Genomic DNA, 26,871 nt, shown 5'->3' with positions numbered 1-26,871 from the left:
ATATGCATGTTCACTCTCCTTGCTGGTGGGACGGGTCGAGAAGGTCGGTGAGACGGTAATTTCCGTCTGGGTCGAGACCGGCGACGCGGGCGATCGTCTCGATCCGGCGATCGAGTCCGCGACCCGAGATGAAGACGATAAGGTCGATCGCCTCGACGATCAGGCGCCGCGGCACCGTGACGACGGCCTCCTGGACGAGCTGCTCGATGCGGTGGAGCGCCGATGCGGCGCTATTGGCGTGGACGGTGGCGATGCCGCCCGGATGCCCGGTATTCCACGCCTTGAGCATGTCCAGCGCCTCGGGACCGCGAACCTCGCCGACGATGATGCGGTCGGGCCGCAGCCGCAGCGTCGAGCGCACAAGATCGGCCATCGTCACGATACCTGGCCGGGTCCGCAACGCGACCGTGTCGGGTGCGGGACTTTGCAACTCGCGCGTGTCCTCGATCAGGATGACTCGCTCATCGATCCACGCCATCTCGGCCAGAAGCGCATTGGCGAGTGTCGTCTTGCCCGAGCTTGTGCCGCCCGCGACCAGGATGTTGAAGCGCTGGACAACGGCTGCCTTCAGTCGGTCCGCCGCCGCCCGGCCCATAATGCCGTCGCTCACATAGTCGTCGAGGCTGTAGAGGCGCTCGGCCGGCTTGCGGATCGAGAAGCACGGCCCGACCGCGACCGGCGGCAGCACGCCCTCGAACCGTTCCCCTGCCCGCCCCTCGATATGCGGCGGCAGCTCCGCCGACACGATCGGTGCCTCGCCATGGACCTCGGCACGCGCATGGCTGGCGACCAGCCGGAGGATCCGCTCCACCTGTGCCGGGTCCAGGCGGATGCTGGTATCGGTTCGGCCCTGGCCCAGCCGGTCGAGACGCAGTGCGCCATCGGGGTTGACCATGATCTCGACGACGAGCGGATCGGCCAGTGCTGCGGCGATGTCGGGACCCATCGCGGTTCGCAGCATCGCTCGGCGACGATTGGCGGAAGCCGTACCAGTCATCGGTCGGACTCATCGTCGCCAAAGGTATGGCGGCCAGCTGCAATCTGACGCCCAACCTGAGCGACAAAGGCTTCGAAGCGCTCGCGCGCTTTCGCGCGGCCAGCCACGTCATTCTCGGCCAGTGGTGCATGAATCGAAAGCTGGTATCGGATCGACAGCGCGAGGGTTTCCAGCACGATATGGTTGTGCCGTTCAGTGCGACCGAGTGACGCGGTCAGGCGATCGAGCCGAAGGCCGAACCGATCATCAAGCTCGGATTTGCCGCGCCGGTCCAGCCAGGCGGTGACCGCGTCGGCGAGTATCGCGGACTTGGATGCGCCTGGCTTGGCGGCGATTGCTTCAAGCCGGTCGCTGACGGGGCGCGGCAGGAAGAGCTGGTGGCGGACCTTCTCGATCATGGTCACCGATCCAGCTGCAGATCGTTAGCGTCACCCTTACCCGCTTCGATCGCATAGACGGTGCGGGCGGTGCCCAGCGCACGCGCCTGATCCATCGCGCGCTTGTCGCTCGCCTCGTCGCCTTCGTCTTCACCCAGACCGAGCGGGCCGGCGACCTCGGGCGCGGGCGCCGCTGGCCGATCAAGTTCAAGTTCGGGTTGCCGGGCCTGCTCAAGAGCACCGGCTTCGCCAACTGCGTCCGAATCATCCTTTTCGGCAAGCCGGGCATCGACGCCGCGGACAACTCCTTCCCAGTCGTCATCGCGCGGCGTGGGTCGATCGACATAGCCGCCAACCATCAACAGCGGCGGCGGCAGGACGCGCGACATGAAACGCGCGTCCTCGAAATAGCGCAGCTTCTTCGCACGGATCGGCGGGGTCCCGGCGACGAGCACCAGCTCGTCGGTCGGCGGCAGCTGCATGACTTCGCCTGGCGTCAGCAGCGCGCGAGCGGTCTCCTGGCGGCTGACCATGACATGGGCGAGCCAGGGCGCGAGCCGGTGTCCGGCATAGTTGCGCATGCTACGCTGTTCGGTTGCGGTCCCGAGTGCATCCGAGATGCGCTTGGCGGTCCGCTCGTCATTGGTCGCGAAGGCGATGCGGACATGGCAGTTGTCGAGGATCGAATTGTACTCGCCATAGGCCTTCTCGATCTGGTTGAGGCTCTGGGCGATCAGGAAAGCGCGCACGCCATAGCCTGCCATGAAAGCAAGGCTCGTCTCGAAGAAGTCGAGCCGTCCCAGCGCCGGGAACTCGTCGAGCATCATCAGCAGCTTGTGCCGGCCCGGCTGGTTCTGGGCGTGGAGATGCTCGGTCAGCCGGCGGCCGATCTGGTTGAGTACGAGGCGAACCAGCGGTTTGGTCCGACTGATGTCCGACGGCGGCACGACTAGGTACAGCGAGACCGGTGACTTGCCCTCGACGAGGTCGGCAATTCGCCAATCGGACCGCGACGTAACGTCGGCGACGGTGGGGTCGCGATACAGACCAAGGAATGACATCGCGGTCGAGAGCACACCCGAGCGCTCATTCTCGGACTTGTTGAGGACCTCGCGCGCAGCTGACGCAACAACGGGGTGGACTCGCGGTGCGTCGGGTGTTCCCAGATGATTTGTCGTCATCATCCGGTTCAGCGTGGTCTTGAACGGTCGCTGAGGGTCGGACAGAAAGGTTGCGACCCGCGCGAGTGTCTTCTCTTCCTCCGCGTAGAGGATATGGAGAATCGTCCCCACCAGCAGCGAATGGCTGGTCTTTTCCCAATGACTGCGCCGTTCGAGCGCCCCTTCGGGATCGACCAGGATATCGGCGATGTTCTGGACGTCGCGGACTTCCTCGGCGCCGCGGCGGACCTCAAGGAGGGGATTGTACCGAGCAGAACGGGCGTCGGTCGGGTTGAACAGCAGGCAGTGCGAGAACCGCGCCCGCCAGCCGGCGGTCAGCTGCCAATTCTCGCCTTTAATGTCGTGGACGACTGCCGAGCCGGTCCAGCCGAGCAAGGTCGGCACGACCAGGCCGACGCCTTTGCCCGAACGCGTCGGCGCAAAGGCCATGACATGCTCTGGGCCGTCATGACGCAGATAGTCGCGGCCGCTGCGACCGAGAAACACGCCCTGCTGCTCAAAAAGGCCCGCGCGGCGCATCTCCGAAACGCTGGCCCAGCGCGCCGAGCCATAGGTGGTGATGTTGTTGCGCTGGCGCGCACGCCATATCGAGCCAAACACGGCGGCGCCACATCCAGCAAAGCCGCTCGCGGCCGCGACACCGCCGGCGCGGTCGAACACGTGAGGCGCGTAGGCGTCGAAATGATACCACCACACAAAGAGCGCCCATGGCTGATAGATTGGGCGGCCAAGGGCATGGAACCATGGCGCGCCGAGCTCGGGCTGATAGGCCAGCTCGGCCGCCGCCCACTGGGTAGCCAGCCCGATTCCGCCGAGCACGATCGCGAAGACGACAAAGATCTGGCCGATAAGGAGTTTTGTGGGTGTCACAGTGCTCTCCCCCGCGGCCACTTGGACACGGGCGAGAGCTAGATTTCACATTGAGCTTCTCCTTTGGATTGGCCCAATCGCGCCTGACTACGCCAGACCTCGCCAACGTTGCTAGGCGTCGGATTTTGGGCCGATTGCGGACTGACAGGTTTTGAGCAGAATATTCCTGGTGCGAACATTCAATTGCGAAGTCGCGCTTTCTCCACGGCGTTCGGCCCGCTGGCGATAGGCCTATGATGGACATGGAGGTTGGAAATGCGACGCGCCAGAGGCGTCAGGCTGTTCTCAACTTCACCGGAATTCGCAGATAGCTGACGCCATTCGCTTCCGCTGCGGGGAAGCGGCCTGCGCGCACGTTCACCTGGATCGACGGCAGCAACAGCTTGGGTACCGCGAGCCCGGCATCGCGCGCTTCGCGCATCGCGACGAAATCCTCCTCGCTGACGCCTTCATGGACATGAACGCTCGCGCGCCGCTGCTCCCCGACGGTCGATTGCCAGCGATAGTCATCGCGGCCCGGCGCCTTGTAATCGTGGCACATGAACAGCCGGGTCTCATCCGGCAGCGTCAGCAGCCGGTGGATCGAGCGATAGAGCGTACGCGCATCGCCGCCCGGAAAGTCGGCGCGCGCTGTGCCGTAATCCGGCATGAACAACGTGTCGCCGACGAACACAGCGTCGCCGATGCGATAAGCAAGGTCAGCCGGGGTGTGGCCGGGCACGTGCATAACCTCCACCGACAGATTGCCGATCGCGAACCGCTCTCCATCCTCGAACAGCCGATCGAAATCGGAGCCGTCCGTCTTGAGATCGGTCATCGCGAAGACGGGGCGAAAGATGCGCTGAACGTCGCGAATATGCGCGCCGATACCGATCCAGGCGCCGGTCTTCGCCTTGATGAACGGCGCGGCAGACAGGTGGTCGGCATGGGCATGGGTTTCCAGCACCATTTCGATCCGCCAGCCCTGTTCCTCGGCATGGGCCAGGATCCGCTCGGCCGAGCGGTTATCCGCATCTCCGCTCGCCAGGTCGAAATCCAGCACGGGATCGATCACCGCAGCCACGCCTTGAATCGGGTCGGCGACCAGATAGCTCACCGTGTTGGTCGGTTCGTCGAAGAACGCCTCGATCTGCGGGGTCGTCATGTTCGCCTCCAATCTGATACTTGACTATATATTAGAATATTCTATATTAGCAAGTGCTAACGGAGTGATGAGATGATCAAGCCCCCGATGGATCTGGCGACGTTCGAGGCGAAGGCCGAAGCGGTCGCCGCGACACTGAAGGCGATCGGCAATGCCCGGCGGTTGATGCTGCTGTGCAAACTGGTCGAGCATGGCGAGATGCCGGTCGGCGATCTCGCGTCTGAAACGCAGCTGTCGCAATCGGCCTGCTCGCAGCATCTCGCACGGATGCGGGAGGAGGGCCTGGTTGCCTATCGCCGGGAGAGCCAGACGCTCTGGTATCGCATCGCCGATCCGCGCGTCGAAGCCCTGCTAGCCACACTCTACCAACTCTATTGCAAGGACTGACACGATGGCGATCAAGACTCTCGATCCGCGCGCAGTACAGGCCATCATCGACGGCGGCGCGCAGCTGGTCGACATTCGCGGTGCTGACGAACATGCGCGTGAGCGCATTCCCGGCGCGATTCACCTCCCGCTCGAGCGGATTGGCGAGCTGGCCAATGACGGCCGTCCGGTGGTGTTCCATTGCCGGTCGGGCATGCGCACCGCGGGCAATGCCGCGCAGCTCCAACAGGCGGCGTGCGACTGCGACGCCTATATCCTGGATGGCGGCATCGATGCCTGGCGCCGCGCCGGTCACCAGATCATCGCCGACGCTTCGCAGCCGATCGAGGTGATGCGCCAGGTACAGATCACCGCCGGGTCGCTGGTGGTGATCGGCGTGCTGCTGGGCCTGTTCGTCGCGCCAGGGTTCTTCGCGCTCGCAGCGTTCGTCGGCGCGGGCCTGATCTTTGCCGGCGTTTCGGGCTGGTGCGGCATGGCGCGGCTGCTGCGCGTGATGCCGTGGAACCGCCGGGCAGCGGCCTGACCCATCATGGACGCGGCCACCATCGGCGCGGCACTGGGCGCGGGCGCGCTGATCGGACTCGTACTGGGGCTGGTCGGCGGCGGGGGATCGATCCTCGCCGTCCCATTGCTCGTCTATCTCGTCGGCGTGGGATCGACCCATGCCGCTATCGGCACGGCGGCAGTCGCGGTCAGCGCCAATGCGCTGGCAAGCCTGATCGGCCATGCGCGTGGCGGGCGCGTCAAATGGCGTTGCGCCGGGGTGTTCGCGATAGCCGGCATAGCCGGCGCGGCGCTGGGTGCGGAACTGGGCAAATCGGTCGATGGACAGCGGCTGTTGCTGCTGTTCGGCCTGCTGATGATCGCCGTGGGCCTCTCGATGCTGCGCCCCCGCCGCACCGCGCCCGCGCCTGATGTTCGGCTGACGCGTGAAAGTGCCGGTGTGCTGTTGCCACGGCTGGTGCCGATCGGGCTGACGGTGGGATTTGCCGCTGGCTTTTTCGGGATTGGCGGCGGCTTCCTGATCGTGCCGGGCCTGGTGCTCGCGACGCGCATGCCGCTCAACTTCGCCATCGGCACATCGCTGGTGGTGGTGAGCGCGCTCGGCGCGACGACCGCGCTATCCTATGCCCTGTCGGGCCTAGTCAACTGGCCGCTCACGGCGTTGCTGATCGCGGGCGGTGTTGCGGGCACGATGGCGGGCATCGCTCTCGGTCGTCGGCTTGGCGCCCGCAAAGGTCTGCTCGAGCGCGGCTTTGCCGGTATCGTCATCGCGGTTGGCAGTTATGTCTCGCTGTCATCTTTACCTTACTGACAATTTTGAGCGGCAGCCTTGGGGGTTCCGATCCAAACCGCAAGCGACCAATTATAGGGCACATCGCTGAATGATGGGATTCGCCAGAAGCAGTCTGGCCGCACTTGGGCCGGTTCCGGACTGTCGGCTCTCAGATGATGAGACCGCTAAAGCGGACCTGCGGCCGGACTACAAAGCTCCGGCATCGCTACCGCGGGAGGTGAGCCAGCGTTGCTCGCGTAGCGGCGGTTCGACGGACTTGCCAAGTCGAGGGCACTGGTCACTGCATCCCCCGGTTGCGGCCTTCAAGCGTTCATCAGACTGTCCGTGAAGCGTTTTCGCCACCAGACCACGTCCTGGTCGCGGACATTTTGGAACATGGGCTTCCACCGCGCGATCCGTTCCTCGCGCGACATGAGCAGCGCGCGTTCGATAGCATCTGCGATGTCATCGGGACTATATGGGTTGACCAGTAGCGCTCCGTCGAGCTGGGCCGCAGCGCCGGCAAATTGCGAGAGAATCAGAACACCCGGGTTCTCGGGATCCTGCGCAGCGACATATTCCTTGGCGACGAGGTTCATGCCATCGCGCAGCGGAGTCACCAGGCCGATTCGGGCCGCCCGATAGACTCCAGCAAGCACGTCGCGCGGGAATCCCTGGTTGACGTAGCGCAGCGGGACCCAGTCGATATCCGCAAAGGCGCCGTTGATCCGCCCGGATAAGGCATCGAGCTGCGCACGGATGTCCTGATAGCTTTGGACCGTCCCGCGCGATGGCGGCGCGACCTGCAGCAGATAGACATTGGAATGGGCGTCTGGCCGCGTCTCGAGATAGCGCTGATAGCCGTTGAAGCGCTCTTCGAGCCCCTTGGAGTAATCGAGGCGATCGACGCCGACGATCAGGCTGCGGCCGATGGAGCTTTCTACCATCCGGGCATGCGTCGCCATCGCCCCAGGACTGCTGGCACTGGCAATGAACTCTTGCGCGTCGATGCCGATCGGGCAGGCGATCGCACGAATGGTGCGCCCTCCGACAGTGATATGTCCGTCCTCGCCAATCGAACCGCCCATTTCGCGGACGACATAATCGTGAAAGGTCTCCAGCCATTCGTCGGTCTGGAAACCGACAACGTCATAGGCGAACAGCGCTTCCACCAGGCGGCGATGTTCCGGCAAAGCGGTCAGCAGCCGCGTGGGTGGCCAGGGGATGTGCAGGAAAAAGCCGAGCCGGTTGGTCAGCCCGCGCTGGCGCAACACCCAGCCCAGCGGGATCATGTGATAGTCGTGCACCCAGATCAGATCGTCGGGCAGGATGTGCGGCCCGATGACCTCGCCGAACACGCGATTGACGCGCTCATATCCGCCCTGGAAATCGCGTTCGAACTCGGTCAGGCCCAGGCGATAATGGAACAAAGGCCACAGCGTTCGATTGGCATAGCCGTCATAATATTCCTCGACGTCCTGTTCGGGCAGGTCGATCGTCGCGGAAGTGACGCCGTCATAGGTTTCGAATTTGAGGTCGCCGGTTTCGCCGGTCTCGCCGGACCAACCGAACCAGATGCCATCGGCCTCGCGCAGCGCAGCGGTCAGCGCGACGGCCAGGCCACCCTGCGCGCCGGGCTGCTCCGCGGTGGGCACCGAAACCCGATTGGAAATCACGATCAGTCGGCTCACCGGATCGCGCTCCACGGCTTGCTCAGCAACACCGCGCAATTGATCATGCCGACCAGCGAGTAGGTCTGCGGATAATTGCCCCATAATTCTCCGGTTACCGGATCGATATCTTCGGATAACAAACCGGCCGGGGTGCAGCGCGACAGCATCTCGTCGAACAACGCGCGCGCGTCCGCATTGCGCCCGGTGAAGTGCAGCGCCTCGATCAGCCAGAAGGTGCACACGTTGAACGCCGTGTGCGGCAGGCCGAAATCATCCTCGGTCGCATAGCGCAGCATGTGCGATCCGCGCCGGAGCCCGCCCTCGACGGCCGCGAGCGTCCCCAGGAAACGGGGATCGCCCGGTGCCAGGAAGCGCAGGTCGAGCAATTGCAGCAGGCTGGCATCCAGGTCATTGCCGGCGAAGGTGGCCGACAAGCTTCCGCTGTCCGGGCGCCATGCTGCATCCTCGATCCGCGTCCGCATCGCCGTCGCACGGTCGCGCCAGAATGCCTGGCGATCCGGAAGCCCCAGCACCTCCGCGACATTCGCCAGCCGATCGCACGCCGCCCAGCACATCGCAGCCGAATAGGTGTGGACATGACTCTTGGTCCGCAGCTCCCACAATCCGGCGTCGGGCTGGTCGAACTTTTCCCACGCCCGCTCGCCGATCGGCTCGAGCGCCTTGAAATCCTCGACGCCGCCGATCCGCAACAGGCGATGGTCGAAAAATGCCTGGGCGTTGGACAGGATGATCTGGCCATAAGCATCATGCTGGACCTGCTCATATGCCTGGTTGCCCACGCGCACCGGCCCCATGCCGCGATAGCCGTTGAGCGCCGCCGCGTCCCACTCGACCAGCCTTGCCTCGCCGCCGACGCCGTAGAGCGGCTGGATATGGCCCCGCGCCGCATTATCGACGATGTTGCGCAGATATTCGAGATAGTCTTCGAGCACGTCGAGCGCGCCGAGCCGATTGAGCGCCTGCACGGTATAATATGCATCGCGCACCCAGCAGTAGCGATAGTCCCAGTTGCGGCCCGATCCGGAATGTTCGGGGATCGACGTCGTCAGCGCCGCGACGATCGCACCGGTTTCCTCGTGCTGGCACAGCTTCAGCGTGATCGCGGACCGGATCACCGCCTGCTGCCACTCATACGGGGTCGCCAGCCCGCGCACCCAATGGCGCCACTCATCGATGGTGTGGTCGAGCATGGATTCGAGCGCGACACCGATCTCATCCGAGAAGCTCTCATCGGGGCCGAGGAAGAAATAGAGGGGCCGTTCGACGCGAAACAGCCGTTCATCCTCGATCCAGCCCACCGCCGCCGTGGTCGAAAGGCGCAACACGCTGTCTTCGACCAGATAGCGGATATGGTTCGATCCGCGCGTCGTCGCCGCTTGCGATGACCCCCATTGACGCGCCGGGCGCAGCCGCACGCGGATGCGCGGGCTGCCCGCCACCGGTCGGACGATCCTGGCGAAGGCGACGGGCCGGTACATCCGGCCGTTGCGCTTGAAGCGCGGGCAGAAGTCGATCACTTCGATCGCATTGCCCTGGCCATCGACATGCCGGGTGACGAGCACCGGTGTGTTGCGGAGATAGGATTGCGTCGTCTCCACGACGCCATCGAGATCGATTTCCCAGAATCCATACGCAGTATCCCCGGCTGGCGGGGCATCGTCGAGCAACGAGCAAAAGGCCGGGTCGCCATCCACGCGCGGCGTGCATCCCCAGACGAAGCGGCCCGCACGATCGACCAGTGCGGAGACCTGGCAATTCCCGATCGGCCAGAGATCGAGCGTCGCCGTCATGCAGCCTGCTCGAGCCAGGCCCGGACCGCCGACACATCGTCGAGGCGATGGCGCGCGGACGTCTCTCGCTCGGGGCCGACCAGCACGCCGAGTCCGCCCAGCACAGCGACCGCCACGAAGCCCGCTTCGTCGGTCACATCGTCTCCGGCGAACACCGGCACGGTCCCCGCAAAGGGAGGCTGCCTCATCAGCGCGGCGATACCGCTCCCCTTGTCGTGCCCCGCGGCGCGAAGTTCGATCATCATCTTTCCTTCCTGCACGGCCAGGCCGTTATCGATCGCGAGGCTCTGGACGAGCGCTCGCGTGGCCGGCTCGGCTTCCGGGGCAAGGCGGTAATGCACCGCCACGCCGAGCGTTTTGACCTCCACGACGATCCCCTCCCGATTTGTGAACATCGCCCGGATGGCATGTTCCGCTTCGATCAATGCCGGCGGGCGCACCGGCGTCACGCGGCTAGACCCGATATGGATTTCGGCGCCGTGGCTGCCGATCAGAGCCACGCCTTCTAGCGTTTCACCCAGAAATCCCTCCAACTGTGCGACCGACCGACCGCTTACCAAGGCAAAGCGACCCCGAAAGGTTCCCGCCAATCGACCGATCAGCGCCTTTAACGGGCGATCGATGACGACGGCATCGGGGCGTTCGGCCAGTTCGACCAGGGTGCCGTCGAAATCGAGTAGCAGGGTGTGTCGCAGCGGGATCAACGGCGGCGGCGGTGCGAGCACCGCTTCGGGGAAAGACGGGGAAGGCATTGGCAACCCTTAGCCGCAAACGGCCCAATGCGAACCGTGCCCGGCCTTGTCAGAAGGGAAAAAAGCGCTCGATCGCAATGATGGCGACCACGAACGTCACCAGATTGAGCGGCAGCCCGACCCGCAAGAAGTCCATGTAGCGATACCCGCCCATCTGATAGACGATCACGTTCGTCTGGTATCCAAAGGGCGTTGCGAACGCCGCGCTCCCCGCCATCATCACGGCGACGAGAAACGGACGCGGACTGACGCCCAGACTTTCGGCCAGCGCCACCGCGATCGGCGTCACCAGTACAGCCACGGTCGCGTTCGACAGCAATTCGGTCAGGATCATCGTCAACGCGTAGAGGATGATCAACGCAACCAAGGGCGAGAAATCGTGCAGCGACCCCACCAGCGCAGAGGTCGCCGCGCCGGCCAGCCCGCTTTCCTCCATCGCAATCCCGATCACCACCATGCCGGCGATCAGGATCAGAATCTGGGGTCGGAGCCCGCCATAAGCCTGGTCCGCCGTGATGACGCGCAACAGGATCAGCAGTACCGCACCGGCAAAGGCCGATGCCGCGATCGGCGCGATGTTCAGCGCTGCGACTGCGATCGCCCCTACGAAGATCGCCGCCGCCGCCGCTGCCTTGGCCGGCTGGAAGGGGCGCGGCTCGGCAAACAGGCTGGCATCGCCGACTTGTGCGCCGCGCATCGGGACATCCACCGCGCGCGGCTCAATCGGCGCATCAGTCAGCGCCCGTCCCATCAGCCTGCCGCTGAACAGGAACAGGAATAACCCGCCGACCAGCGCGATCGGCAGGCCGACGGGGGTGATCTCGAACATCCCGAAGCGGGGCTGTCCCGCAACGCGCGCCATGTCGTCCACCAGCAGATTGGTGGAGGTGCCGATCAGCGTGCAGCAGCCGGTGAGCACCGTGATATAGGAAAGCGGCATCAGATAGCGCTTCGGCGACAGCTTCAAGGCATTCGCCACGTCGCGAACGACGGGTGCCCCCAACACCACGATCGGTGTGCTGTTGAGGAAGCAGGAAAAGCAGCCGATCGCGGCGAGCAGCATCCAAAGCCCAGCCGCGCCCATCCGCTTGCACATCTTCACCGCAGCCGCGATCGCCAGATCGAGCAGTCCGGACAGTTCGAGTGCGTAGGCGATCACGAACAAAGAGGCGAGCGCGAGGATTGCGGGGCTGGCGAACGCGCCCTGCACTTCCACTGGACGGACGACGCCGGTCATAAGCAATACCGCCGCGCCGCTCAGGGCCACGACATCAGAGCGGACCTTGTCCCAGATCAGCGCCGCGACGACGCAGACCAGCACGACCAAGGTCAGGATCTGATCGATATTCACAAGCTGAACTTCGCGCTGCGACAGGGGCGAGCGCGCAGCGAGCATCTCTGCCCGGCCCGCTCCGGCTCAAGAAAAGACGGCTTCATGATGGAGCTATTGCCGAAATTTGCTATGCCATGTCCATGAATGAACCAAGTCCCCGCGCCAGCCGTCTTGCCCTCGCCGCAGGATTGGCCGCCGTGATCGTGGTCGGTGGAGGCGGGTTCCTGTTCGGACAACGCGCGGCGAAGGATCAGGTGCCAGCACCCACGCCAGCGCCTCTGGCTACGCCGGTGCCGACCGCCACTCCCGCCGAACCGCCGAGCCGCACCCTGGATCGCGCCGCCCTGATAGCGCTGGCGTCGATTGCAGCCGATGCGACGGCACAGGGCGCGGCACGACCACCGGAACTCGACGAGGCAGTCGGCAAGCGCTTCTCGATCGCCTTGCCGTTTGGATGCGGTGGCCCGGCCGGCGAGTCGAGCAATGCTCCAATGCGCTGGCGGTATGACGAAGAGGCGGAAGCCCTCCGCTTTCATGTCGCTCCCGTGGCGTTAGCGCCGACCGATTGGTGGCCGGAAGCTGCCCGTTCCGATATCGAGGCGATCGAAGGCTTCTGGATCGCGCGGCCCTGGACCCTGAGCGAGTCATGCCCATCCGGAGGCGACACGGGCGCACCGAACGCTACCGACCCGGTCACACTGCCCGGGCAGACCCTGGCGATCGGTCAGTTCTTTGCTGCCGGAGGTGCTCGCCAACGCCGCCGCGACGGGAGACCCTATACAGCAGTTGTGCGCGTGGCGACGGAGGCTTTCCGACCGGAACAGGGTTTCCGTGTCCAGTTGACCGGCCATATCGCCGCTGTCCCAGGCGGCGGCGCGACAGCATGCCGTCAGCCTGGCGGCCCGGAACAGCGGCCAATCTGCCTGATCGCAACGACGTTGGACAAAGTAACAATCGAAAATCCGGTTAGCGGAGAGTCGTTGGTGACGTGGGCGGTGGCGGGAGCGCGGCAATCGGAATAAGTGAGCCACGCCTGCCATAACGCCCGCCCGCCAGGTGAAGGCCTCTTCGCCAATATCGGACATCGGCTGCTTTTTGGGTCGCCACAATCGACGTTGAGCGGCCGAAACTGGGGCGCAAAGCAGCCAGATCCATCAGAGTTAGCTGACCTCCGGCCCCAGCCGTCCGCGCCCGAGCTGCCAGGTAACCCCGCCCGCCCGCATGATTCCGCCGACCTGATTGCCCAGCTGCCGCTCAAGTACGGGGCGCCAAGGCACCAGCGTGAACTCCCGGCTTTTCTCCAGCACGGCGAACCGCCCGCTGGCGAGATCGACGTGACGCGCGAGGCGCCCGTCGATCGCGGCACCGGTCTGCGCCTCAACAAATGCCTTGCCCAGAGTTTCCGCTAGCCGTTCCCCGACCCGCAGCAATTCCCGCCGCTGGAGGATCGCCAGCGCATTGGCGCGCAGCCGGAAGCGACGGCCCTCCCCGCCGCCAAGTTCCTGCTCGATCAGCCATTGCCTGCGCGCCGCCAGCGCACCGCGCAGTTCCCGCCCGAACCCTGCATCGCGCACGGCATGCGGCGCCCCATCGGCAAGTTCTCGGTCGAGCCAGGTTGCCGCCTCGGCGCCTTTCATCTGGTCCAGCGGCACGGCCGAGAGGGTTTCGACCTGGACCGGGTGATCGCGGAAGTAGCGCGCCGCATGGGCCGCCGCACGGTCGAGATGATCCGCCGGGATCGTCCAACTGCCGTCAGGCTCGCGTATGACGCCGGCACCTGCCCGGCGCATAGCTTCGAGCCGCCGGACATGGCTCTCCGCGAACGCCTCGGTCGCGGTCGGATCGTGCCGCAGATGGAGATCGACCGAATAGCGTCTACCATTGGCGGCGGCGACCTCGGCCACGACCCTGTCGACGTCGCGAACCTCGAGGCTGCGCGCGCTCACCAGCACGATCGCGCCTTCGGCGATCTGACCTAGCGCATCGCCGCGGCCGATATCGACATAATGAGCATGGCCGTCGACGCCGTCGACCAGAAGGAAATGGCGATCTCGATGCTCGTCGGCGAAGCCGCGCGCGATGACGCGCCCGATAACAGGCTCGTTATCTCCGCTACCGAGCAGGCTTCGCCCGATCCAAGGCCGTTCGAGCCTGCGCGCCGTCAGCTCGCGCTGCATGGTCCGGATGATGTCGTCGCGCTCGCCCATCGTCCGAAGCGTCGCCTCGAGATCGCCGGCGAGCTGCCAGCGCCCACCGTCCAGGCTCTCGGCAAGACCGAGGCTCGCCAGCTTCTGCAACCGGCCGGCGCGAAGCGACTGTTGGAATGGATCGCGGTCGGCCGAGGACACGATGCGATCGGCGTCCATCGAACGGAGCAGCCGCCGGTCGATCGCGGTCACACGCTCCTCGCCGATATCGTGGCGCAAGCGCGCCTCGATTTCCTGGGTCGTCCGCGGCCCCAGGTCGAGCGTCGCCAGCTCGGCGGCGCGCTCGCGGATTCCGTGCGAGATATACTCGCGGGCGATCACAAGATTCTAGCCCCGGTCGTCGACGCCGCGCAGCATGATGTGGGTATGCGGATGCGCCGTGTTGAAATGGTCCACCGCGACCCAGTCGAGACGCGTGCCGAGATCGGCTTCCATCTGCGTCATCAGGCGGCGGATATAGGGCTTGAGGTCGGGATATTCCGAACCGTCCTCGGCGGAGACGATGAAGCGGAACTGGTGGCGGTCGCCGTCGCAGCGTTCGAGGAACGCCTTGCCGTCAGCGCGGTCGCGCTCGGCGGAATAGAGTTGGCCCGGCTCGCCTTCGCGCGTGACGCCGTCGCGCTGGATATAGCGCAGGTGCGCGCGCGCCGCCGACAGGCCCTTGCCGCCGAGCCGGACCAGCCGCGTCTTGACCACTGCGCGGCGCGACCGGAACGCCGCCAGCCGGTCGCGGCTCGACAACAGCCTACCCATGCTCGCGCCGCGCCCGATCCGGCTGCCGTCGAAGCGGCGGCTGCGTATCGCGCCTTTCTCGGCCGAGCGGACCGCGGCGACGACCACGGTCGCGAGGTAGCGCCGGGCGCGCTTGCCGCCGCCCCGGTTGCGGATCTTGCCCAGGCGCGGGGTGAAATCGTCGTCCTCGCTCATGCCGGCGAACCCACGGGCAGAGTCTCGCAAACGGCCATGAAGAATGGCGGATTTCCGCCATTTCTGGCGAGGATGTCTCGCGCCGCAGATCGCATGTCTCGCGAAAAAACGATGTGCAGACAATCACATAGCAAGTCTCGCGAGACATTGCCTTTCTCTTGCATTCCCTTCCTCCCTCTCCTGCCACCCCTTCTCTCCCCTCGGCGCGCAAAAATAGGCCGGGACGCGAACGCCTGTCCGGCACCGCATCCCGGCCTTCTGCCGTCACGCATCCGCGAATGCCCGGACCGCGTAGGCCCGGCTGGAAAACACGCGCTTGCCCATCATCCCATGGGCATTTCCGTCGCCGTCGACGATCATCACCGCGACGAACCAGCGGCCATCCAGGCGCCCCATGATCCGTATCCGATCGAGCTCAAGAACGTCCTCGGGCAACCCTTCGAACGTCCCGATCCAGCGCTCTTCCACGCGCGCATCCCAGTGAAATTCGACCTCCTCGGCCGCCAGAAACCGCTGCGCCAAGGCCTCGCCGGCCCCGCGTCCGAACTCGAGTTCGAGCCCCGAAATCAGCGTCGAAACCACGCGATCCGCCGCTTGTCCGATGGGTTGATAGGTCATGTTCCGTCTCCGCTTGAACGCCCTCTTGAATGAGGACGCGGCCTCGACGACGGGCGGCGCGGCGGCTGTCAGGGCCGCCGGAGCGAAGCGCAGGCGCCGCGAAGCGGATGCGGGGGGAACCGATTTGCGCAGCAAATTGGGGGGTACCCGCAGGCCTTGATAGCTGTCGCGGCGCCCGTCATGCTGGGACGACCACGACGAGCCCCTTCCCCACCGGACCGTCATTGCGGTTCCTTCCGGACCGCGAACAGGCTCGGGACTGGCGGTTCGATCCCGGTCGCGGCGCGGGGCGCGGCAGCCTGGTTCGGGACCGCGAACAATGTCGGCGGAGGCGCTGGCACGGCGGGCTCGCGCGCGCCTTCCGCGCGCGGTGCGACGCTCTTCAGATAGCCGATCGTCTCGGCTGGAAGTCTCGACCGCCCGGCCAGGAAGGCGGCGTAGCGCGCGGGCCCGGCATTGTAGGCGCCGAACAGCCCGGGATAGCCGAACCGGTCGTACATCAGCCTGAGATAGAATGTGCCCGCGAGGATGTTATCGCGCGGATCATCGGGATCGGTGCCGAGTGCGAGCCGCGCACGCATCTGGCCCCAAGTGCCCGGCATCAGCTGCATCAGCCCCATCGCGCCCTTGGGCGAGCGGATCGCGCGTCCGCCGATGTGTGTCTTTCCCCCGCTTTCGGCGCGCATCACCCGCGCGATCCAGGCCTCTGGGATGCCGAAGCGGAGCGACGCCTCGGCGATGAAGGGCTGCCAGCGCGCCACCGGATCGGCGGCGGCGGGGACCGCGAGGACAAGTGCGGGCAGCGCCAGGACAAGTCTCAGCGGGCCCATAGGAGCCTCGCCTTGCCGACCAGCTGGTCCTCGCGGCTGATCCCGAAATAGCGCCCGTCGAACGACGCTGGCGCAGGCATCAGCAGCAGATACTCGCCCGGCTTGAGGGTCCGGCAGCCCTCCCACCACGGCATGGGGCGGCCGCGGCCATCCGTGGCCGACCGGGCTGCGACGCGGCGGGCGTTGACGAGGATGGCAGGGCCGATCGCGCAGACCCGGTCGCCGTCCAGCGCCGCAACCCGCTTCACCAGCGGCACGTTCGACGGAAGATAATGGCGCCCGGCGGCGAGGCTGCGCCAGGGTTCCGGCGCCCAGGCGACCACCATGTCGCCGCGCCCCGGCGCCACGCCGGGGAAGACGCGGTAGAGCCCGCGCGGCGCGCTGTCGCTTGCGTTCCAGATGAGTCGCGGCGCGGGCGGAAAGACAATCGTCGCGACCGTCGCCCAGAAACAGGCAAGGCCGGCCAGGATCCAGCGCCAGGCGCGCGCGAATTCGCGCGATTCCTGCGGGGTCATGCCTTCTTCCCTTCGAAGGAGCCGCGCGACCAGGCGTCGAGATCGTCGATATGATATTGGACCATGCGGGCATGGCGGCGCGGCGTGGGACCAGGGTCCTTGAGCTTCCCGCCGCGCATCCGCTGAAGCGTGCGCTCGGAAATGCCGAGATAATGCGCGGCCTGGGCGGTGGTCAGATAGGGGCTGCCGCGCTTGGCGCGCTCGGCCCGGTCATGCTCGTCGGCGTCCATGAAGCAAGTCCCGTCAGTGGCGGGCTCGGGGCCCGGCTGACGCGAGCAGTTGCCGGACGGGCGAGGATCGGCGGAGGGTCGAAAACGCCACCCCCCGGAAATCGACAGCCCTATTCGACACCCCTGACAGGCCTGACCGCGGCACCCCCAAAGGGAGCGCCGCGGCGGCGGGATCAGCGCGACCAGATCAGCTTGTGCTCACCGCCATCGCCCTGCACGAGCGTCGCGTAGATCGGCGCGGGGAAGGCCGGGTCGTCGAGCTTGACCGAGACATATTCGGCGCCGGTCTCGCGTGCCGCCTTGGTCCAGCCGGCCCCGACATCGGCGCCATTGGACGTGGTGATCCGGTAGTCGGGCGCCTTGTCATTGTCCCTCGCGCAAGGCTTCATCACCGCCTTGAACTTGAGGACCGAGGTGCAGACGGTGCCGGAAAAGACGCCGGCATCGTCGCGGGTGAAGCTGCCAATCTGTGCCATGTGAACCTCCAGATGCTTGGTCTCGAAGCCCGCGAAATTGCGGCCTCGATGGCATCTGACCGGCGGGGCAAGCGGCCTGCGTGCACCCGAAGGGCCGAAACGCAGTGGAGGACGGCGAAGCCGTTGCAGGCATGAAGGCCGCGCGCCGCCAAGTGCCATCTCGAGGAGGACGCTTCGCGGCTGAAGCCAGCATTATCGGGAGGGTTCGGCGCGGGTCCGCGCACAACCGCACCGCTTCGGTGTCTGCCGGCCGATCCTAGCCTCACGGCCTCGTTCGGGTGATAGCCTCGCCCGGCATGAGCAGGCGCGGCACCGCCACCCGATGGTGGCGGCGCGGTCGGGCTGGACTATTTGCGCCTGGCCGGCTTGCGTTTCTCGCCAAGCTTGCGGCCCAGGCCGATCTTCTTCGCCATGGTCCGGCGCGCCTCGGCATAGGCGGGAGCGACCATCGGATAGTCGGCGGGCAGCTTCCATTTGCCGCGATACTCCGCCGGGGTCATGCCGTGGTCGGTCGCGAGGTGGCGCTTGAGCGTCTTGAGCTTCCGGCCGCAGTCGAGACAGGTAATCGCGTCGGGCTTGACCGATGAGCGGACCGAAACGGCTGGCTTCTGGTCGGCCTCAGGCTCCGGCGCGGCGGCGACGGATCCGAGCCGGGACAAGGTGTCATGTACATTCTGGATCAGCCCGCCCAGCTCGGCGATCGGGACGGTGTTGTTGCTGACATGCGCCGAAATAATGTCAGCGGTCAGGGTCAACAGCATCTCGTCGCTATCTTCGGACATCGGGAATCCTTTACTGTCGCCGGCCCTTTGGAAACGCATCCAAAGCCGAGCAGATCGCCGCGAACGCCTGGGCCCGTCTTAAGCGATTGGCAAGTGGGCGGTGCAATGCTCGCGAGCCATGGCAAGCCGACTTCATCACCGGCAAGGCGGACGCCCGCGCCGCTACCGACCGCGCGGCCGACGCGAGACGCGCGGCGAATTCTGCATCGGGGCGCTGGCCTTGTGGGCCATAATCGCGGCGGCGATCTGGTTCGGGATGCCGCAGCTGGCGGCGGTGTCGCAGCGCATGGCGATGACGCCCGAGCAGCGCGCCGAGGTCGAGCGGTCGGCCTATTACCGCAATTGCGACGCGGCGCGAGCAGCGGGCGCCGCGCCGATCTATCGCGGCCAGCCAGGCTATCGCGAGGCGATGGACGGCGATTTGGACGGCATCGCCTGCGAACCCTATCGCTGACCCAGACCCGTGACCCACACAAACAAATGCCGCGCCGCGTGTCCCCGAAGGGGTGCGCGGCGCGGCCGATTTTTCGTGGGTTCCGGCAATGCGGGGACGGCAAAACCGCCCCCGCACGTCGCTCAGGCGGCAAGCTTCTCCTCGACCTCGGGGTCCGGTTCGGTGGACCGTGCCCCGATCATCCGGGCATGCGCTTTGACGGTGCCGACGCCGCCGCGCGCGGTATAGGCGGCGGGCGGGAACGCCATCCAGCGGGGCACCCAGCGCTCGACCTTGGGACGTCCGTCCGCGCCTTCCAGATGCGCGGTGACGATGGTCTTCAAGGTCTTGGCCTTCTCGCCTGCATTGGCGTCGGCGACCTGCTTGCCCGCGACCTCGGCGACGATGCACCCCAGCACTTCCTTGTCGCGGATCAGGTCGAAATAGGCCGCATCCGCCTCCCACCAGTCGGCCATGTCGACGCCCAGGCACAGCCCCAGCGCCTCGAGCTCGGCGGAACCGCGCGCCAGGGTTTCGCCCATCGCCACCGCGACCAGTTCCAGTACCACGGGGTCCGGAAGCTTCAGCAGCCGCTCGAACACGGCAGTCACCTCGTGCCCGACGCCATAGCCGTGCGCGAGATTGGCTTCGTCCTCGCCAAAGCCGAGAACGGCGAGCGCCGCGCGGCGCTTGGTGTCGAACAGCGCCTCGCCCGGCGCGCATTCGGCGCTTTCGGCAATGGCATCGCTCGGCGCGCTGCGCGGATCGGGGCGCACGTTCCACTGCGCCGCGCCGGTGCCGATCACATGCGCCGCCATCATGCGCAGCGCCACGCCGGGCTTGGCGAGCAACGCCGCGCGCACGGCGGCGTGGCGGTGCAGGTCGAGATAGGCCTGCATGGCGCTCGTGATCTCGGCGCGGGCGGGCTTGGCCGCATCGGGGGCCTCCCCCTTGGAGCGCTTGGACGCCTCGCGGCGGCTGAGATAGCCTTCGTGGAAGGCAACCTCGCCATTGGCGCGCACGACGATATAGACGCGCCCGCCCTTCTTCTTGGGCGTCTTCTCATATTCCCAGCTGTGGAAATGCTCGCCCGGCGAGAGCAGCACGACCTCGCCCCAGCCCTGCTCCAGATAGGCGGCGCGGCGCGCATCGATCGCGGCGTTTTGGGCAGTCCAGAAGGCATCGGCATCGCCGAAATAGCCGCCCTCGCCGAACAGGTCGGCGACCACCGCGCCGCCATAGGCTGCGACGTCGAACAGCGCATTCGCGGTCGGGATCGTCGATCCGCCGAACAGCCACGACTTCACATTCGCACCCGTAGGCGCATGGGCCTTGGGGTCGTCGAACAGCGCCAGCCAGTTCTTCTGCTGCGCCTTGCTGGCAAGCGTCAGATGACGGATGGTCACCCGGTCGATCTTGTCCCGGCTGTAGAGATCGCGGATGCGCGGCAGAAGATTGCCAAGCGCGAGGATGCGCCGCACCGCCAACTCCGGAATCCCAAACGTCAGCCCGATCTCCTCAGGCGTCTGCCCGCCCTTCACAAGGCCGGTGAAGCTGACCCATTGGCGCACCTCGTCGGGGTCGAGCCGCGCCATGTTCTCGATCATCGAGGCTTCGAGCGCGGCGGCATCGTCGCCGTCTTCGAGGATGCCGCACGGCAGCAGATAGTCGGCGGGCGCGATCTCCTTTTCGGCGGCGTCGATCCCGGCGGCGTGGAAGCGGCGGCTCCCGGCATCGATCTGGAAATGCCCCTCCTCCGGGCCGGGCCGCACCAGCAGCGACTGGATCACCCCGCGCTTGCGGATGGTCGGGAGGATATCGCTCACGTCGGGCGGGGCCTTGGCGTGGCGCATGTTGGACTTGCTGACCGAGAGCCGGTCGAGCGCGATGAAGGCGAGTTTCATGAGGTTCACTCCTTGAACGTGGATGCGGCGGAAAGGCGCGCCACGCGCCGCTCCGCCGGACTCAGGGTCCGGGTGGAATTTCGCTGCGCAGCACGGCCTCGGCTGCGATGATCGAGCCTTCGCGGCGCGCCCGGTCGGCCCAGACCGACAGCGCGAACGGGGTCGAGAAATCCTCGTCGCGCTCGATGCCGAGGCCGAAGGGGAGCCGGGCCGAGCCGATCTCGGACAGGCTGAAACTGCCAAGCTCGGGACAGCCGAAACCGAGGTCCGCCAAGCCGAACAGCGTGTCGCCGTCCTCGTCCAGCTCGGTCGCGAGCCATGTCGCGGCACCCACCGGATTGAACAATTTCAACACCGGCACCGGGTCGGGCTCGCGGGTATCGCGCCGCTGCGCCGCGCGGGTCGCCGCGCCATTGGCGAGCAGCGCGGCCAACATATCGTCGGGGAGCCGGATCATGCCGCGCCCCCTTCCCTCGCTTGGGTCTGGGCATCACGGCCAGCGGCTCTGCGCATCGCATCCTCCACGCCGCCAAAAACATGCCTCGCCGGAAGAGCGGGGGGTGGGCGGCGAGGCGGACGGAGAAGGCCCGCGCAAAGCGGCGGGCGGCACCGATCAGGGCGAAACGCAGTGGAGCACCCGGCAAGGCCGGGTTGCCGCCGGGCGCTGCGGGCCTAGCCGGGAGCGCCGGCCACCTCCCGCTCGACGGGAGAGGCACAACCGAGAACGCGGCTGCGCCAGCAGCCACCGCATCTGCGCCAGCGGGCGTCACCGCATGGCCGAGACCGAAGGGCTCGGCGGCGCGCAGGGCCGTCAGGCCAACGAGCGCCGTAGCACGCGGTCGCGCAAGGGGAAGCTGCGCGAGGCGCCGTGACTGCCACCTTGCCGCCTAGGGCTCCCAGCGATTAATCACGATCCATGATCGCCCGCCTGCCCCTCGCATTCGCCCTCGCCGCCCTGCTTGCCGGCTGCGCCATCCCCCCTGCCCCGCCGCCGCAGGACAGCGCACAGGCTCCGGCCAGAGGTCTCAAGGTCGCCAGCTGGAATCTCGAATTCCTGGCGGAGAAGGACGGCGCGGGCTGCAAGCCGCGCACCGGCGCCGACTATGCCGCGATGCGCGCGATCGCCGACGGCCTCGACGCCGATGTCATCGCCTTCCAGGAAGCCGAGAGCATCGCCGCCGCGGCGCGCGTCTTCGATCCCGAGCGCTACACGATCGTCATGGAAAAGCGTCCAGGCGTGGTCAGCGGAACCTGCGGCGGCAACAATGCCAGCCAGATGTTCATCCGCCAGGCCGTGGGCTTCGCGATCCGCAAGGACCTGAAGTTCGACCGCCACGCCGATGTGACCGACCTGCAGCTCGGCAATCCCAACCTGCGCTCCGCCGTCGACATCACCGTGCGTCCCGCCAACGGCCAGCCGCTGCGGCTGCTGTCCATTCACCTCAAGTCAGGCTGCTTCGCGGGCAGTCAGGGTCCGGCGTGCGAGAGCTTCCTGCCCCAGGTCCCGGTCCTCGAACGCTGGATCGATACCGCTGCGGCCGGGCCAACCCGCTTCATCGTGCTCGGCGACTGGAACCGCCGCCTCGCCGGTCCAAACGACCCAGTCTGGGCCGAACTCGACGACGGCGACCCCGCCAATGCCGACCTGATGCTTGCCGACCAAGGCATCCGTCCCAAATGCGATCCGCGCTACCAGGACTTTATCGACCATATCGTCCTCGACCGGCGCGCCACCCTGGACTTCAATGCCTTTGCTGAGACGCCCTACGCCACCGCCACCCGCTATTCGGACCATTGCCCCATCGCGGTCCAGCTCGCCCGCTGACGCGCGGCCACAGGCCGCGCCAACAAGCAACGCACTCTCGAAAAGCGCCGCCAAAGGCGCGGCGGCGTGCGCGCGCCACCTCGTGCGCCAGCCGCCGCCGCGTCCCCAAGGCGCGCCGAGCGTGCCACGCGGGCCAGATAGACGCGCGACCCCTGGCGGCTTCGCAGAAGTCCGCCAGTGTGCGCTCCCTTGGTCCCCCGCGTTCCCCCAAGGACAATTACTCGCCCTTGGACAACAGGCTGCGCCACCCGCCCCGGGTCATCCGCTCGCTGCCCCTGAGCAGGCGGCGAACCTGTGAGCGCAGATAGTCGCTGCCGGCATTCCAGTCGGACCGAACCCGGCCAGCGCCGATCACGGTCTCGGCGACCTCGCGCTGCGACGCGCCGGCGCGATGCGCATCGAACGCGCGCAGCGCCGCGATCCAGCGACGGACGGGGCGCTGTGCGGGAAACAGTCCCTGCGGCATCCGGCCAAGCCGGTCGAACGCCACCAGCCGGCGAAGCGTCAGCAGCGGCGCTTCGATCGCGCGCAACCCCTCGAGCCGGAAGCGCAGCCGCACCGGCCCGCCGAGCAGCGACCCGCCGGCGATGTCGAGCCGCAGCCGCCGCAGGCCGTCGCCGAGCACGAGATGCTCCCGCGGATCGTCGCCCCGCAACAGCGCGGAGAAGCAACCCGCACGGCAAAGGTCGAACCCTTCCATATCGGCCTCGACGACCTCGCAGGCGAGCACCGAGCTATCGACCGCGGCGTCGAACAAGATGGTCGCCTCAGAGGCAGGAAGCGCGGGATCCTCGGCGAAAGAGGAGCCCCCGCTCTGGGTCCGGGGCGTCGCGCGGAACGATCGTTGGTCCGCAGGGGATGGCCTCGCGCCGCCCTGCGCCGCCGCGATAGCCGAGATCGCGGCGCAGCCATTCCCAGGCCCAGCCCGTGCGGTCGAGCCGCTCGAGCCAGCGATAGGCCTCACCGTCGGCGCCGTCAGGGACGCCGACCTGACGGCCCTCAGCCATGATCCAGCGCTCCGACGACCGGATGTGCCGGATTCACGCCGGTTGGGATATCAACCCTTGGAAATATTGGCGAAATTGGGAGATTGGAAAGAAATGGCACTGAAGAACGCATCATACATACCTTGAAAGCGAGGCGTCCCAGCCAGAACACATTGGAAGAATGCGCGCCTTCCCCGGAAATGGGGATGACGAGAGCGATGGTGCACTGCGGCATGCGGTAGAATTCGAAGGAAGAACGCCATAGGCGAGTAAGCGTAACGTCCTCCAGTCCGCGAGATGAGAGACGCGGACCGGGACAAACAAGGCGATCCATGGGCTACGGCGGTTTGGGAAACGCCCCCTCGATCGATCATATTTGCGATGATCAACCTGGCGGCAGCCAAGGAATTTCTCGATCTGGTCCGGCATGCCACGACCAACCATGAATTGTACGAGGCGCTGGCGATCGTGTGCGCGGCGATGGGCTTCGACTATTTCGCGCTGACCCACCATGTCGACTTCACCGCGCGCGGGACAGATGCGGTGCGGCTTCACAATTATCCGCCCAATTGGGTGGCGTGGTTCGACGAGAACGGGCTGGGCGTGACCGACCCGGTCCATCGCGCAAGCCAGATCACCAGTGCCGGGTTCCTGTGGGACCGGGTGCCGGGCATGATCAAGCTCACCACGGCCGATCGCGATGTGCTCGAAAGGGCACGCGGCGAAGGTATCGGCGACGGCTTCACCGTTCCGGCGCATATCCCGGGCGAGGCGAGCGGATCCTGCTCGTTCGCGGTCGCGCCTTCCAGCCAAGTCTGCGACGACCATCTGCCGATCGCGCAACTGGTCGGCGCCTTCGCGTTCGAAGCGGCCCGACGGATCAACCAGATCCGGCTGGTCGAGGCCGACTCGCCGACCCTGACCGAACGCCAGCGCGACTGCGTGCTGTGGATGGCCCGCGGCAAGAGCGACTGGGAGATGGCACAGATCCTCGGGCTCAGTCCAGAGACGTGCACCCAGCATCTCAACACGGCACGCGAGCGCTTCGATGTCGCCAAGCGGCCGCAGCTCGCGGTCCGCGCCTTGTTCGACGGACATATCAGCTTCGCCGACGTGTTCGGACGCTAGCGGCGCCTGGCCCTTCCCCATTTCCGGGGATACCCCGAAATCCGCCATTCTGGTGAGTGCTGGCGCTCAATCCCACGGGAGCCAATCACATGTTTCTCACCATCGGATCCGGTGCCGGCGGCACCGGGGATGCGATCCTCCGCGCCATGTTCGAAGCGCGCAAGCGCGTGTTCGTCGACCTGCTCGGCTGGGACGTGCCCGTGCTCGCCGATCGCTACGAGATCGACCAGTTCGACGATCCGCACGCCACCTATCTCGTCCTGAGCGATGCCGCGGGCAATCATCTCGGCTCGGCGCGACTGCTCGAGACGACGCGCCCGCACATCCTCGACACGCTGTTCCCCGAACTGTGCGAGGGTGCGATCCCGCGCAGCGCGGCCATCCGCGAGATCACCCGCTTCTGCCTCGATCCGCGCCAGAATGCGCGCCAGCGCCGCCGCACCCGCGACACGCTCGTCCATGCACTCGCCGCCCATGCGCTCGAGACCGGGCTCACCGGCTATACCGGCGTCGCGGAGACCGGCTGGCTGCAGCAGATCCTCGCCTTCGGCTGGGATTGCGAACCGCTCGGCCTCCCCCACCGGTCCGGCCAGACGATGCTCGGGGCGCTCAGCATCGCGGTCACGCCCGACACACCCGCGCTGCTCCGCCGCGCCGGGATCGTGCCAGACGCCGTTCTGTCGGCCGCCGACGCGCGGCACGCGGCCTGAACGGAGGAACGACCATGGCAAGCCGTCCCCTTCCCCGCCCCGATGCCGTTGGCAGCTGGACCGCAGAGCTGCTCGCCCAAGGCTGGTGCGTGCTGTCCGATGCCGTCCCGCCCGGGCTGGTGCAAGCACTCGATGATGATCTCCGTCCCGCCTTCGACCGCACCCTGTTCTGCAAGGGCGACTTCTACGGCCACCGTACCAAAAGGCTCGGCAGCCTGCTGGCGCGCTCGGAGCATGCCGACGCCTTTGTCCGCCATCCCCACGTCCTCGACATCGTCGAGCGCGTGCTGGCGCCCTGGTGCGACACCGTCCAGCTCAACCTGACCCAGGCGATCGAGATCCATCCGGGCGCGCCGCGCCAGTTCCCCCACCGCGACCAGGATATGTGGCAAGGCGTGAAGGGCGAGGTCGAGTATCTGGTCAATGTGATGTGGCCGTTCACGCCGTTCACCGCCGAGAACGGCGCCACGATCGTCTATCCCGACAGCCACGGCGCAAGCGCGCTGACCGAAGGCGAGCCGGAAGGCGCATTCGCAGCGGAAATGGCGCCGGGCTCAGCGCTGCTGTTCCTCGGCTCGACGCTCCACGGCGCCGGTGCCAACCGCACCCCGGCGATCCGCCGCGGCATGATCGTTTCCTACTGCCTGGGCTGGCTCAAGCCCTATGAGAATCAGTGGCTCGCCTATCCGCCGTCGGTCGCGCGGCACTTCCCGCCCGAGCTCGCCGCGCTGGTCGGCTATCGCCAGCACCGCCCCAACCTCGGCAATGTCGAAGGCCAATGCCCGTCGGTGCTGCTCGAGGACGCGCTCCCCGAGCGCTGGGGCGCAGTCGATGCGCTCCGGCCCGACCAGGCCGAGATGGCGGCCGCATTCCGGCGCAGCGTCGAATGAGGCACGGACGATGAATGCCGCCCCCGTCTTCGAACGCGTCTATGCCGGACTCAAGGCGATGCTGCACGAGGGGCAGGCGGTGCCGGGAACGCGGCTCGACCCGGCGCCGCTCGCCGCGCAATTGACGGCCAGCATCACGCCGGTGCGCGATGCGCTGCACCGGCTGGCAGGCGAACGGCTCGTGGCAACGACCAGCGACGGCTTTCATGTGCCGATGCTGAGCGAACCGGACCTGCGCGACCTCTATGCCTGGAACCACCAGCTGCTGCTGCTCGCGCTCAGGAGCTCGACGCGCAGCCGCGCAGGCTTCCTGCCCCCGCCGCCGCCCGAGGCGCATTCCGCCGACATCGCCGAGGCGCTGTTCGCGGCGATCGCCGCCGCCGCCAACAATCGCGAGCAGCTGATTGCGATCGAGCGCCTCAACGACCGGCTCCATGCCGTGCGCCGCGCCGAACTCGCAGTGCTTGTCCAGGTCGGCCAGGAACTCGCCGACATGTTCGAAGCCGATCTCCGCACCCTGCGCGGGCTGCTCGGCCGCTATCACCGCCGGCGAATCGCCGCGGTCCCTGACATCGTCCGGCAGGTCTATCGCCCGCAAAGCTGATGCTG

The 26,871-nt window shown here is 66.7% G+C and carries 30 protein-coding genes; 10 read left to right on the top strand and 20 right to left on the bottom strand.

Annotation, left to right across the window (positions count from 1 at the left end; all coding sequences use genetic code 11):
• Positions 1-10: 10 nt before the first annotated feature.
• The 4 genes from trbB to SSO01S_RS00665 all read right to left on the bottom strand — a co-directional run bounded on the left by trbB (position 11) and on the right by SSO01S_RS00665 (position 4,569).
• Positions 11-997: a P-type conjugative transfer ATPase TrbB gene (trbB, locus tag SSO01S_RS00680; RefSeq protein WP_066793650.1), complete on the bottom strand. Its 987-nt coding sequence runs from the start codon at positions 995-997 to the stop codon at positions 11-13.
• Positions 994-1,395, bottom strand: coding sequence for a CopG family transcriptional regulator (locus SSO01S_RS00675; RefSeq protein WP_066793647.1), 402 nt, complete (start codon positions 1,393-1,395; stop codon positions 994-996). The genes trbB and SSO01S_RS00675 overlap by 4 nt, the downstream gene beginning before the upstream one ends.
• A 2-nt stretch (positions 1,396-1,397) precedes the next feature.
• Positions 1,398-3,425, bottom strand: a complete 2,028-nt coding sequence (locus tag SSO01S_RS00670; RefSeq protein ID WP_066794220.1) for a conjugal transfer protein TraG — start codon at positions 3,423-3,425, stop codon at positions 1,398-1,400.
• A 274-nt stretch (positions 3,426-3,699) separates the two neighbouring features.
• Entirely contained in the window at positions 3,700-4,569 is an 870-nt protein-coding gene (locus SSO01S_RS00665; protein ID WP_066793644.1) for an MBL fold metallo-hydrolase, read from the bottom strand.
• 72 nt (positions 4,570-4,641) lie between these two features.
• Here SSO01S_RS00665 and SSO01S_RS00660 point away from each other — a divergent pair, with 72 nt between their 5' ends.
• The 3 genes from SSO01S_RS00660 to SSO01S_RS00650 are packed head-to-tail and all read left to right on the top strand — an operon-like array spanning position 4,642 to position 6,271.
• A complete protein-coding gene (locus SSO01S_RS00660; protein WP_066793642.1) occupies positions 4,642-4,956 on the top strand; it encodes an ArsR/SmtB family transcription factor in 315 nt (104 codons plus the stop codon).
• 4 nt (positions 4,957-4,960) lie between these two features.
• Positions 4,961-5,479: a rhodanese family protein gene (locus SSO01S_RS00655; protein WP_066793639.1), complete on the top strand. Its 519-nt coding sequence runs from the start codon at positions 4,961-4,963 to the stop codon at positions 5,477-5,479.
• 6 nt (positions 5,480-5,485) lie between these two features.
• The gene (locus SSO01S_RS00650; RefSeq protein WP_066793638.1) at positions 5,486-6,271 is read left to right on the top strand and encodes a sulfite exporter TauE/SafE family protein; all 786 of its coding nucleotides are present in this window, start codon (positions 5,486-5,488) and stop codon (positions 6,269-6,271) included.
• Between the two features lie 284 nt (positions 6,272-6,555).
• On the opposite strand, the gene SSO01S_RS00645 is transcribed toward SSO01S_RS00650, so the two are convergent.
• The 4 genes from SSO01S_RS00645 to SSO01S_RS00630 form a co-directional block, all read right to left on the bottom strand.
• The gene (locus SSO01S_RS00645; RefSeq protein ID WP_066794218.1) at positions 6,556-7,923 is read right to left on the bottom strand and encodes an alpha,alpha-trehalose-phosphate synthase (UDP-forming); all 1,368 of its coding nucleotides are present in this window, start codon (positions 7,921-7,923) and stop codon (positions 6,556-6,558) included.
• Positions 7,920-9,716 (bottom strand): glycoside hydrolase family 15 protein, encoded by a 1,797-nt coding sequence (locus tag SSO01S_RS00640; RefSeq protein ID WP_066793635.1) that lies wholly within the window; start codon positions 9,714-9,716, stop codon positions 7,920-7,922. Before SSO01S_RS00640 ends, SSO01S_RS00645 begins: the two co-directional genes overlap by 4 nt.
• Positions 9,713-10,420 carry a trehalose-phosphatase gene (otsB, locus tag SSO01S_RS00635; protein WP_245646536.1) on the bottom strand — a complete coding sequence of 236 codons (708 nt, stop codon included), beginning with the start codon at positions 10,418-10,420 and terminating at the stop codon, positions 9,713-9,715. The genes SSO01S_RS00640 and otsB overlap by 4 nt, the downstream gene beginning before the upstream one ends.
• Positions 10,421-10,517: 97 nt before the next feature.
• Positions 10,518-11,819, bottom strand: coding sequence for an SLC13 family permease (locus SSO01S_RS00630; protein WP_066794216.1), 1,302 nt, complete (start codon positions 11,817-11,819; stop codon positions 10,518-10,520).
• A 170-nt stretch (positions 11,820-11,989) separates the two neighbouring features.
• Between SSO01S_RS00630 and SSO01S_RS00625 the strand changes: the two genes are divergently transcribed.
• The gene (locus SSO01S_RS00625) at positions 11,990-12,823 is read left to right on the top strand and encodes a hypothetical protein (RefSeq protein WP_157073567.1); all 834 of its coding nucleotides are present in this window, start codon (positions 11,990-11,992) and stop codon (positions 12,821-12,823) included.
• 138 nt (positions 12,824-12,961) lie between these two features.
• Here the strand turns inward: SSO01S_RS00625 and SSO01S_RS00620 are convergent, their stop codons facing one another.
• The 8 genes from SSO01S_RS00620 to SSO01S_RS00590 all read right to left on the bottom strand — a co-directional run bounded on the left by SSO01S_RS00620 (position 12,962) and on the right by SSO01S_RS00590 (position 18,386).
• The gene (locus SSO01S_RS00620) at positions 12,962-14,329 is read right to left on the bottom strand and encodes a DUF3363 domain-containing protein (protein ID WP_369404232.1); all 1,368 of its coding nucleotides are present in this window, start codon (positions 14,327-14,329) and stop codon (positions 12,962-12,964) included.
• A 6-nt stretch (positions 14,330-14,335) separates the two neighbouring features.
• Positions 14,336-14,935, bottom strand: a complete 600-nt coding sequence (locus SSO01S_RS18050) for a hypothetical protein (RefSeq protein ID WP_369404231.1) — start codon at positions 14,933-14,935, stop codon at positions 14,336-14,338.
• A 264-nt stretch (positions 14,936-15,199) separates the two neighbouring features.
• Positions 15,200-15,778, bottom strand: coding sequence for a hypothetical protein (locus SSO01S_RS17845; protein ID WP_245646535.1), 579 nt, complete (start codon positions 15,776-15,778; stop codon positions 15,200-15,202).
• Positions 15,775-16,383, bottom strand: a complete 609-nt coding sequence (locus tag SSO01S_RS00610) for a lytic transglycosylase domain-containing protein (protein WP_066793624.1) — start codon at positions 16,381-16,383, stop codon at positions 15,775-15,777. Before SSO01S_RS00610 ends, SSO01S_RS17845 begins: the two co-directional genes overlap by 4 nt.
• Positions 16,371-16,898 carry a S26 family signal peptidase gene (locus SSO01S_RS00605; RefSeq protein WP_083942749.1) on the bottom strand — a complete coding sequence of 176 codons (528 nt, stop codon included), beginning with the start codon at positions 16,896-16,898 and terminating at the stop codon, positions 16,371-16,373. The genes SSO01S_RS00610 and SSO01S_RS00605 overlap by 13 nt, the downstream gene beginning before the upstream one ends.
• Positions 16,895-17,128: a helix-turn-helix domain-containing protein gene (locus SSO01S_RS00600; protein ID WP_066793618.1), complete on the bottom strand. Its 234-nt coding sequence runs from the start codon at positions 17,126-17,128 to the stop codon at positions 16,895-16,897. Before SSO01S_RS00600 ends, SSO01S_RS00605 begins: the two co-directional genes overlap by 4 nt.
• Before the next feature lie 173 nt (positions 17,129-17,301).
• On the bottom strand, positions 17,302-17,604 hold the full coding sequence (locus SSO01S_RS00595) for a DUF736 domain-containing protein (RefSeq protein WP_066793615.1): 303 nt from the start codon (positions 17,602-17,604) through the stop codon (positions 17,302-17,304).
• A gap of 347 nt (positions 17,605-17,951) precedes the next feature.
• Positions 17,952-18,386, bottom strand: coding sequence for a Ros/MucR family transcriptional regulator (locus SSO01S_RS00590; RefSeq protein WP_066793613.1), 435 nt, complete (start codon positions 18,384-18,386; stop codon positions 17,952-17,954).
• A 118-nt stretch (positions 18,387-18,504) separates the two neighbouring features.
• Between SSO01S_RS00590 and SSO01S_RS17840 the strand changes: the two genes are divergently transcribed.
• Positions 18,505-18,840 carry an excalibur calcium-binding domain-containing protein gene (locus tag SSO01S_RS17840; RefSeq protein WP_066793611.1) on the top strand — a complete coding sequence of 112 codons (336 nt, stop codon included), beginning with the start codon at positions 18,505-18,507 and terminating at the stop codon, positions 18,838-18,840.
• 122 nt (positions 18,841-18,962) lie between these two features.
• On the opposite strand, the gene SSO01S_RS00580 is transcribed toward SSO01S_RS17840, so the two are convergent.
• A complete protein-coding gene (locus SSO01S_RS00580; protein ID WP_066793609.1) occupies positions 18,963-20,723 on the bottom strand; it encodes a ParB/RepB/Spo0J family partition protein in 1,761 nt (586 codons plus the stop codon).
• Positions 20,724-20,784: 61 nt separating this feature from the next.
• Entirely contained in the window at positions 20,785-21,180 is a 396-nt protein-coding gene (locus SSO01S_RS00575) for a DUF2958 domain-containing protein (RefSeq protein ID WP_066793606.1), read from the bottom strand.
• 459 nt (positions 21,181-21,639) lie between these two features.
• On the opposite strand from SSO01S_RS00575, the gene SSO01S_RS00570 reads away from it, so the two are divergent.
• Positions 21,640-22,548 (top strand): endonuclease/exonuclease/phosphatase family protein, encoded by a 909-nt coding sequence (locus SSO01S_RS00570; RefSeq protein ID WP_066793603.1) that lies wholly within the window; start codon positions 21,640-21,642, stop codon positions 22,546-22,548.
• A gap of 217 nt (positions 22,549-22,765) precedes the next feature.
• Here the strand turns inward: SSO01S_RS00570 and SSO01S_RS00565 are convergent, their stop codons facing one another.
• Both SSO01S_RS00565 and SSO01S_RS00560 read right to left on the bottom strand, forming a co-directional pair.
• Positions 22,766-23,305 (bottom strand): DUF2285 domain-containing protein, encoded by a 540-nt coding sequence (locus SSO01S_RS00565; protein ID WP_066793600.1) that lies wholly within the window; start codon positions 23,303-23,305, stop codon positions 22,766-22,768.
• 10 nt (positions 23,306-23,315) lie between these two features.
• Positions 23,316-23,555: a transcriptional regulator domain-containing protein gene (locus SSO01S_RS00560; protein WP_066793598.1), complete on the bottom strand. Its 240-nt coding sequence runs from the start codon at positions 23,553-23,555 to the stop codon at positions 23,316-23,318.
• A 360-nt stretch (positions 23,556-23,915) separates the two neighbouring features.
• Here SSO01S_RS00560 and SSO01S_RS00555 point away from each other — a divergent pair, with 360 nt between their 5' ends.
• From SSO01S_RS00555 to SSO01S_RS00540, 4 genes are all read left to right on the top strand, one after another.
• A complete protein-coding gene (locus tag SSO01S_RS00555; protein ID WP_066793596.1) occupies positions 23,916-24,662 on the top strand; it encodes a LuxR family transcriptional regulator in 747 nt (248 codons plus the stop codon).
• 89 nt (positions 24,663-24,751) lie between these two features.
• Positions 24,752-25,372 (top strand): acyl-homoserine-lactone synthase, encoded by a 621-nt coding sequence (locus tag SSO01S_RS00550; protein ID WP_066794213.1) that lies wholly within the window; start codon positions 24,752-24,754, stop codon positions 25,370-25,372.
• A 14-nt stretch (positions 25,373-25,386) separates the two neighbouring features.
• Positions 25,387-26,262 (top strand): phytanoyl-CoA dioxygenase family protein, encoded by an 876-nt coding sequence (locus SSO01S_RS00545; protein WP_066793594.1) that lies wholly within the window; start codon positions 25,387-25,389, stop codon positions 26,260-26,262.
• Positions 26,263-26,272: 10 nt separating this feature from the next.
• Positions 26,273-26,866 carry a GntR family transcriptional regulator gene (locus SSO01S_RS00540; protein WP_066793591.1) on the top strand — a complete coding sequence of 198 codons (594 nt, stop codon included), beginning with the start codon at positions 26,273-26,275 and terminating at the stop codon, positions 26,864-26,866.
• The last annotated feature ends 5 nt before the right edge of the window (positions 26,867-26,871 follow it).

Source organism: Sphingomonas soli NBRC 100801, from assembly GCF_001591025.1.
Taxonomy (GTDB): Bacteria; Pseudomonadota; Alphaproteobacteria; order Sphingomonadales; family Sphingomonadaceae; genus Sphingomonas; species Sphingomonas soli.
This window is presented reverse-complemented; position numbering and strand designations above follow the sequence as displayed.

What these genes read in the sequence shown, in the direction of transcription:
- trbB (WP_066793650.1), bottom strand. Translation starts at nt 997, where the DNA reads ATGACTGGTACGGCTTCCGCCAATCGTCGCCGAGCGATGCTGCGAACC.
- SSO01S_RS00675 (WP_066793647.1), bottom strand. Translation starts at nt 1,395, where the DNA reads ATGATCGAGAAGGTCCGCCACCAGCTCTTCCTGCCGCGCCCCGTCAGC.
- SSO01S_RS00665 (WP_066793644.1), bottom strand. Translation starts at nt 4,569, where the DNA reads ATGACGACCCCGCAGATCGAGGCGTTCTTCGACGAACCGACCAACACG.
- SSO01S_RS00660 (WP_066793642.1), top strand. Translation starts at nt 4,642, where the DNA reads ATGATCAAGCCCCCGATGGATCTGGCGACGTTCGAGGCGAAGGCCGAA.
- SSO01S_RS00655 (WP_066793639.1), top strand. Translation starts at nt 4,961, where the DNA reads ATGGCGATCAAGACTCTCGATCCGCGCGCAGTACAGGCCATCATCGAC.
- SSO01S_RS00650 (WP_066793638.1), top strand. Translation starts at nt 5,486, where the DNA reads ATGGACGCGGCCACCATCGGCGCGGCACTGGGCGCGGGCGCGCTGATC.
- SSO01S_RS00640 (WP_066793635.1), bottom strand. Translation starts at nt 9,716, where the DNA reads ATGACGGCGACGCTCGATCTCTGGCCGATCGGGAATTGCCAGGTCTCC.
- SSO01S_RS18050 (WP_369404231.1), bottom strand. Translation starts at nt 14,935, where the DNA reads ATGAGCGAGGACGACGATTTCACCCCGCGCCTGGGCAAGATCCGCAAC.
- SSO01S_RS17845 (WP_245646535.1), bottom strand. Translation starts at nt 15,778, where the DNA reads ATGACGGTCCGGTGGGGAAGGGGCTCGTCGTGGTCGTCCCAGCATGAC.
- SSO01S_RS00610 (WP_066793624.1), bottom strand. Translation starts at nt 16,383, where the DNA reads ATGGGCCCGCTGAGACTTGTCCTGGCGCTGCCCGCACTTGTCCTCGCG.
- SSO01S_RS00605 (WP_083942749.1), bottom strand. Translation starts at nt 16,898, where the DNA reads ATGACCCCGCAGGAATCGCGCGAATTCGCGCGCGCCTGGCGCTGGATC.
- SSO01S_RS00600 (WP_066793618.1), bottom strand. Translation starts at nt 17,128, where the DNA reads ATGGACGCCGACGAGCATGACCGGGCCGAGCGCGCCAAGCGCGGCAGC.
- SSO01S_RS00595 (WP_066793615.1), bottom strand. Translation starts at nt 17,604, where the DNA reads ATGGCACAGATTGGCAGCTTCACCCGCGACGATGCCGGCGTCTTTTCC.
- SSO01S_RS00590 (WP_066793613.1), bottom strand. Translation starts at nt 18,386, where the DNA reads ATGTCCGAAGATAGCGACGAGATGCTGTTGACCCTGACCGCTGACATT.
- SSO01S_RS17840 (WP_066793611.1), top strand. Translation starts at nt 18,505, where the DNA reads ATGGCAAGCCGACTTCATCACCGGCAAGGCGGACGCCCGCGCCGCTAC.
- SSO01S_RS00580 (WP_066793609.1), bottom strand. Translation starts at nt 20,723, where the DNA reads ATGAAACTCGCCTTCATCGCGCTCGACCGGCTCTCGGTCAGCAAGTCC.
- SSO01S_RS00575 (WP_066793606.1), bottom strand. Translation starts at nt 21,180, where the DNA reads ATGATCCGGCTCCCCGACGATATGTTGGCCGCGCTGCTCGCCAATGGC.
- SSO01S_RS00570 (WP_066793603.1), top strand. Translation starts at nt 21,640, where the DNA reads ATGATCGCCCGCCTGCCCCTCGCATTCGCCCTCGCCGCCCTGCTTGCC.
- SSO01S_RS00560 (WP_066793598.1), bottom strand. Translation starts at nt 23,555, where the DNA reads ATGGCTGAGGGCCGTCAGGTCGGCGTCCCTGACGGCGCCGACGGTGAG.
- SSO01S_RS00555 (WP_066793596.1), top strand. Translation starts at nt 23,916, where the DNA reads ATGATCAACCTGGCGGCAGCCAAGGAATTTCTCGATCTGGTCCGGCAT.
- SSO01S_RS00550 (WP_066794213.1), top strand. Translation starts at nt 24,752, where the DNA reads ATGTTTCTCACCATCGGATCCGGTGCCGGCGGCACCGGGGATGCGATC.
- SSO01S_RS00545 (WP_066793594.1), top strand. Translation starts at nt 25,387, where the DNA reads ATGGCAAGCCGTCCCCTTCCCCGCCCCGATGCCGTTGGCAGCTGGACC.
- SSO01S_RS00540 (WP_066793591.1), top strand. Translation starts at nt 26,273, where the DNA reads ATGAATGCCGCCCCCGTCTTCGAACGCGTCTATGCCGGACTCAAGGCG.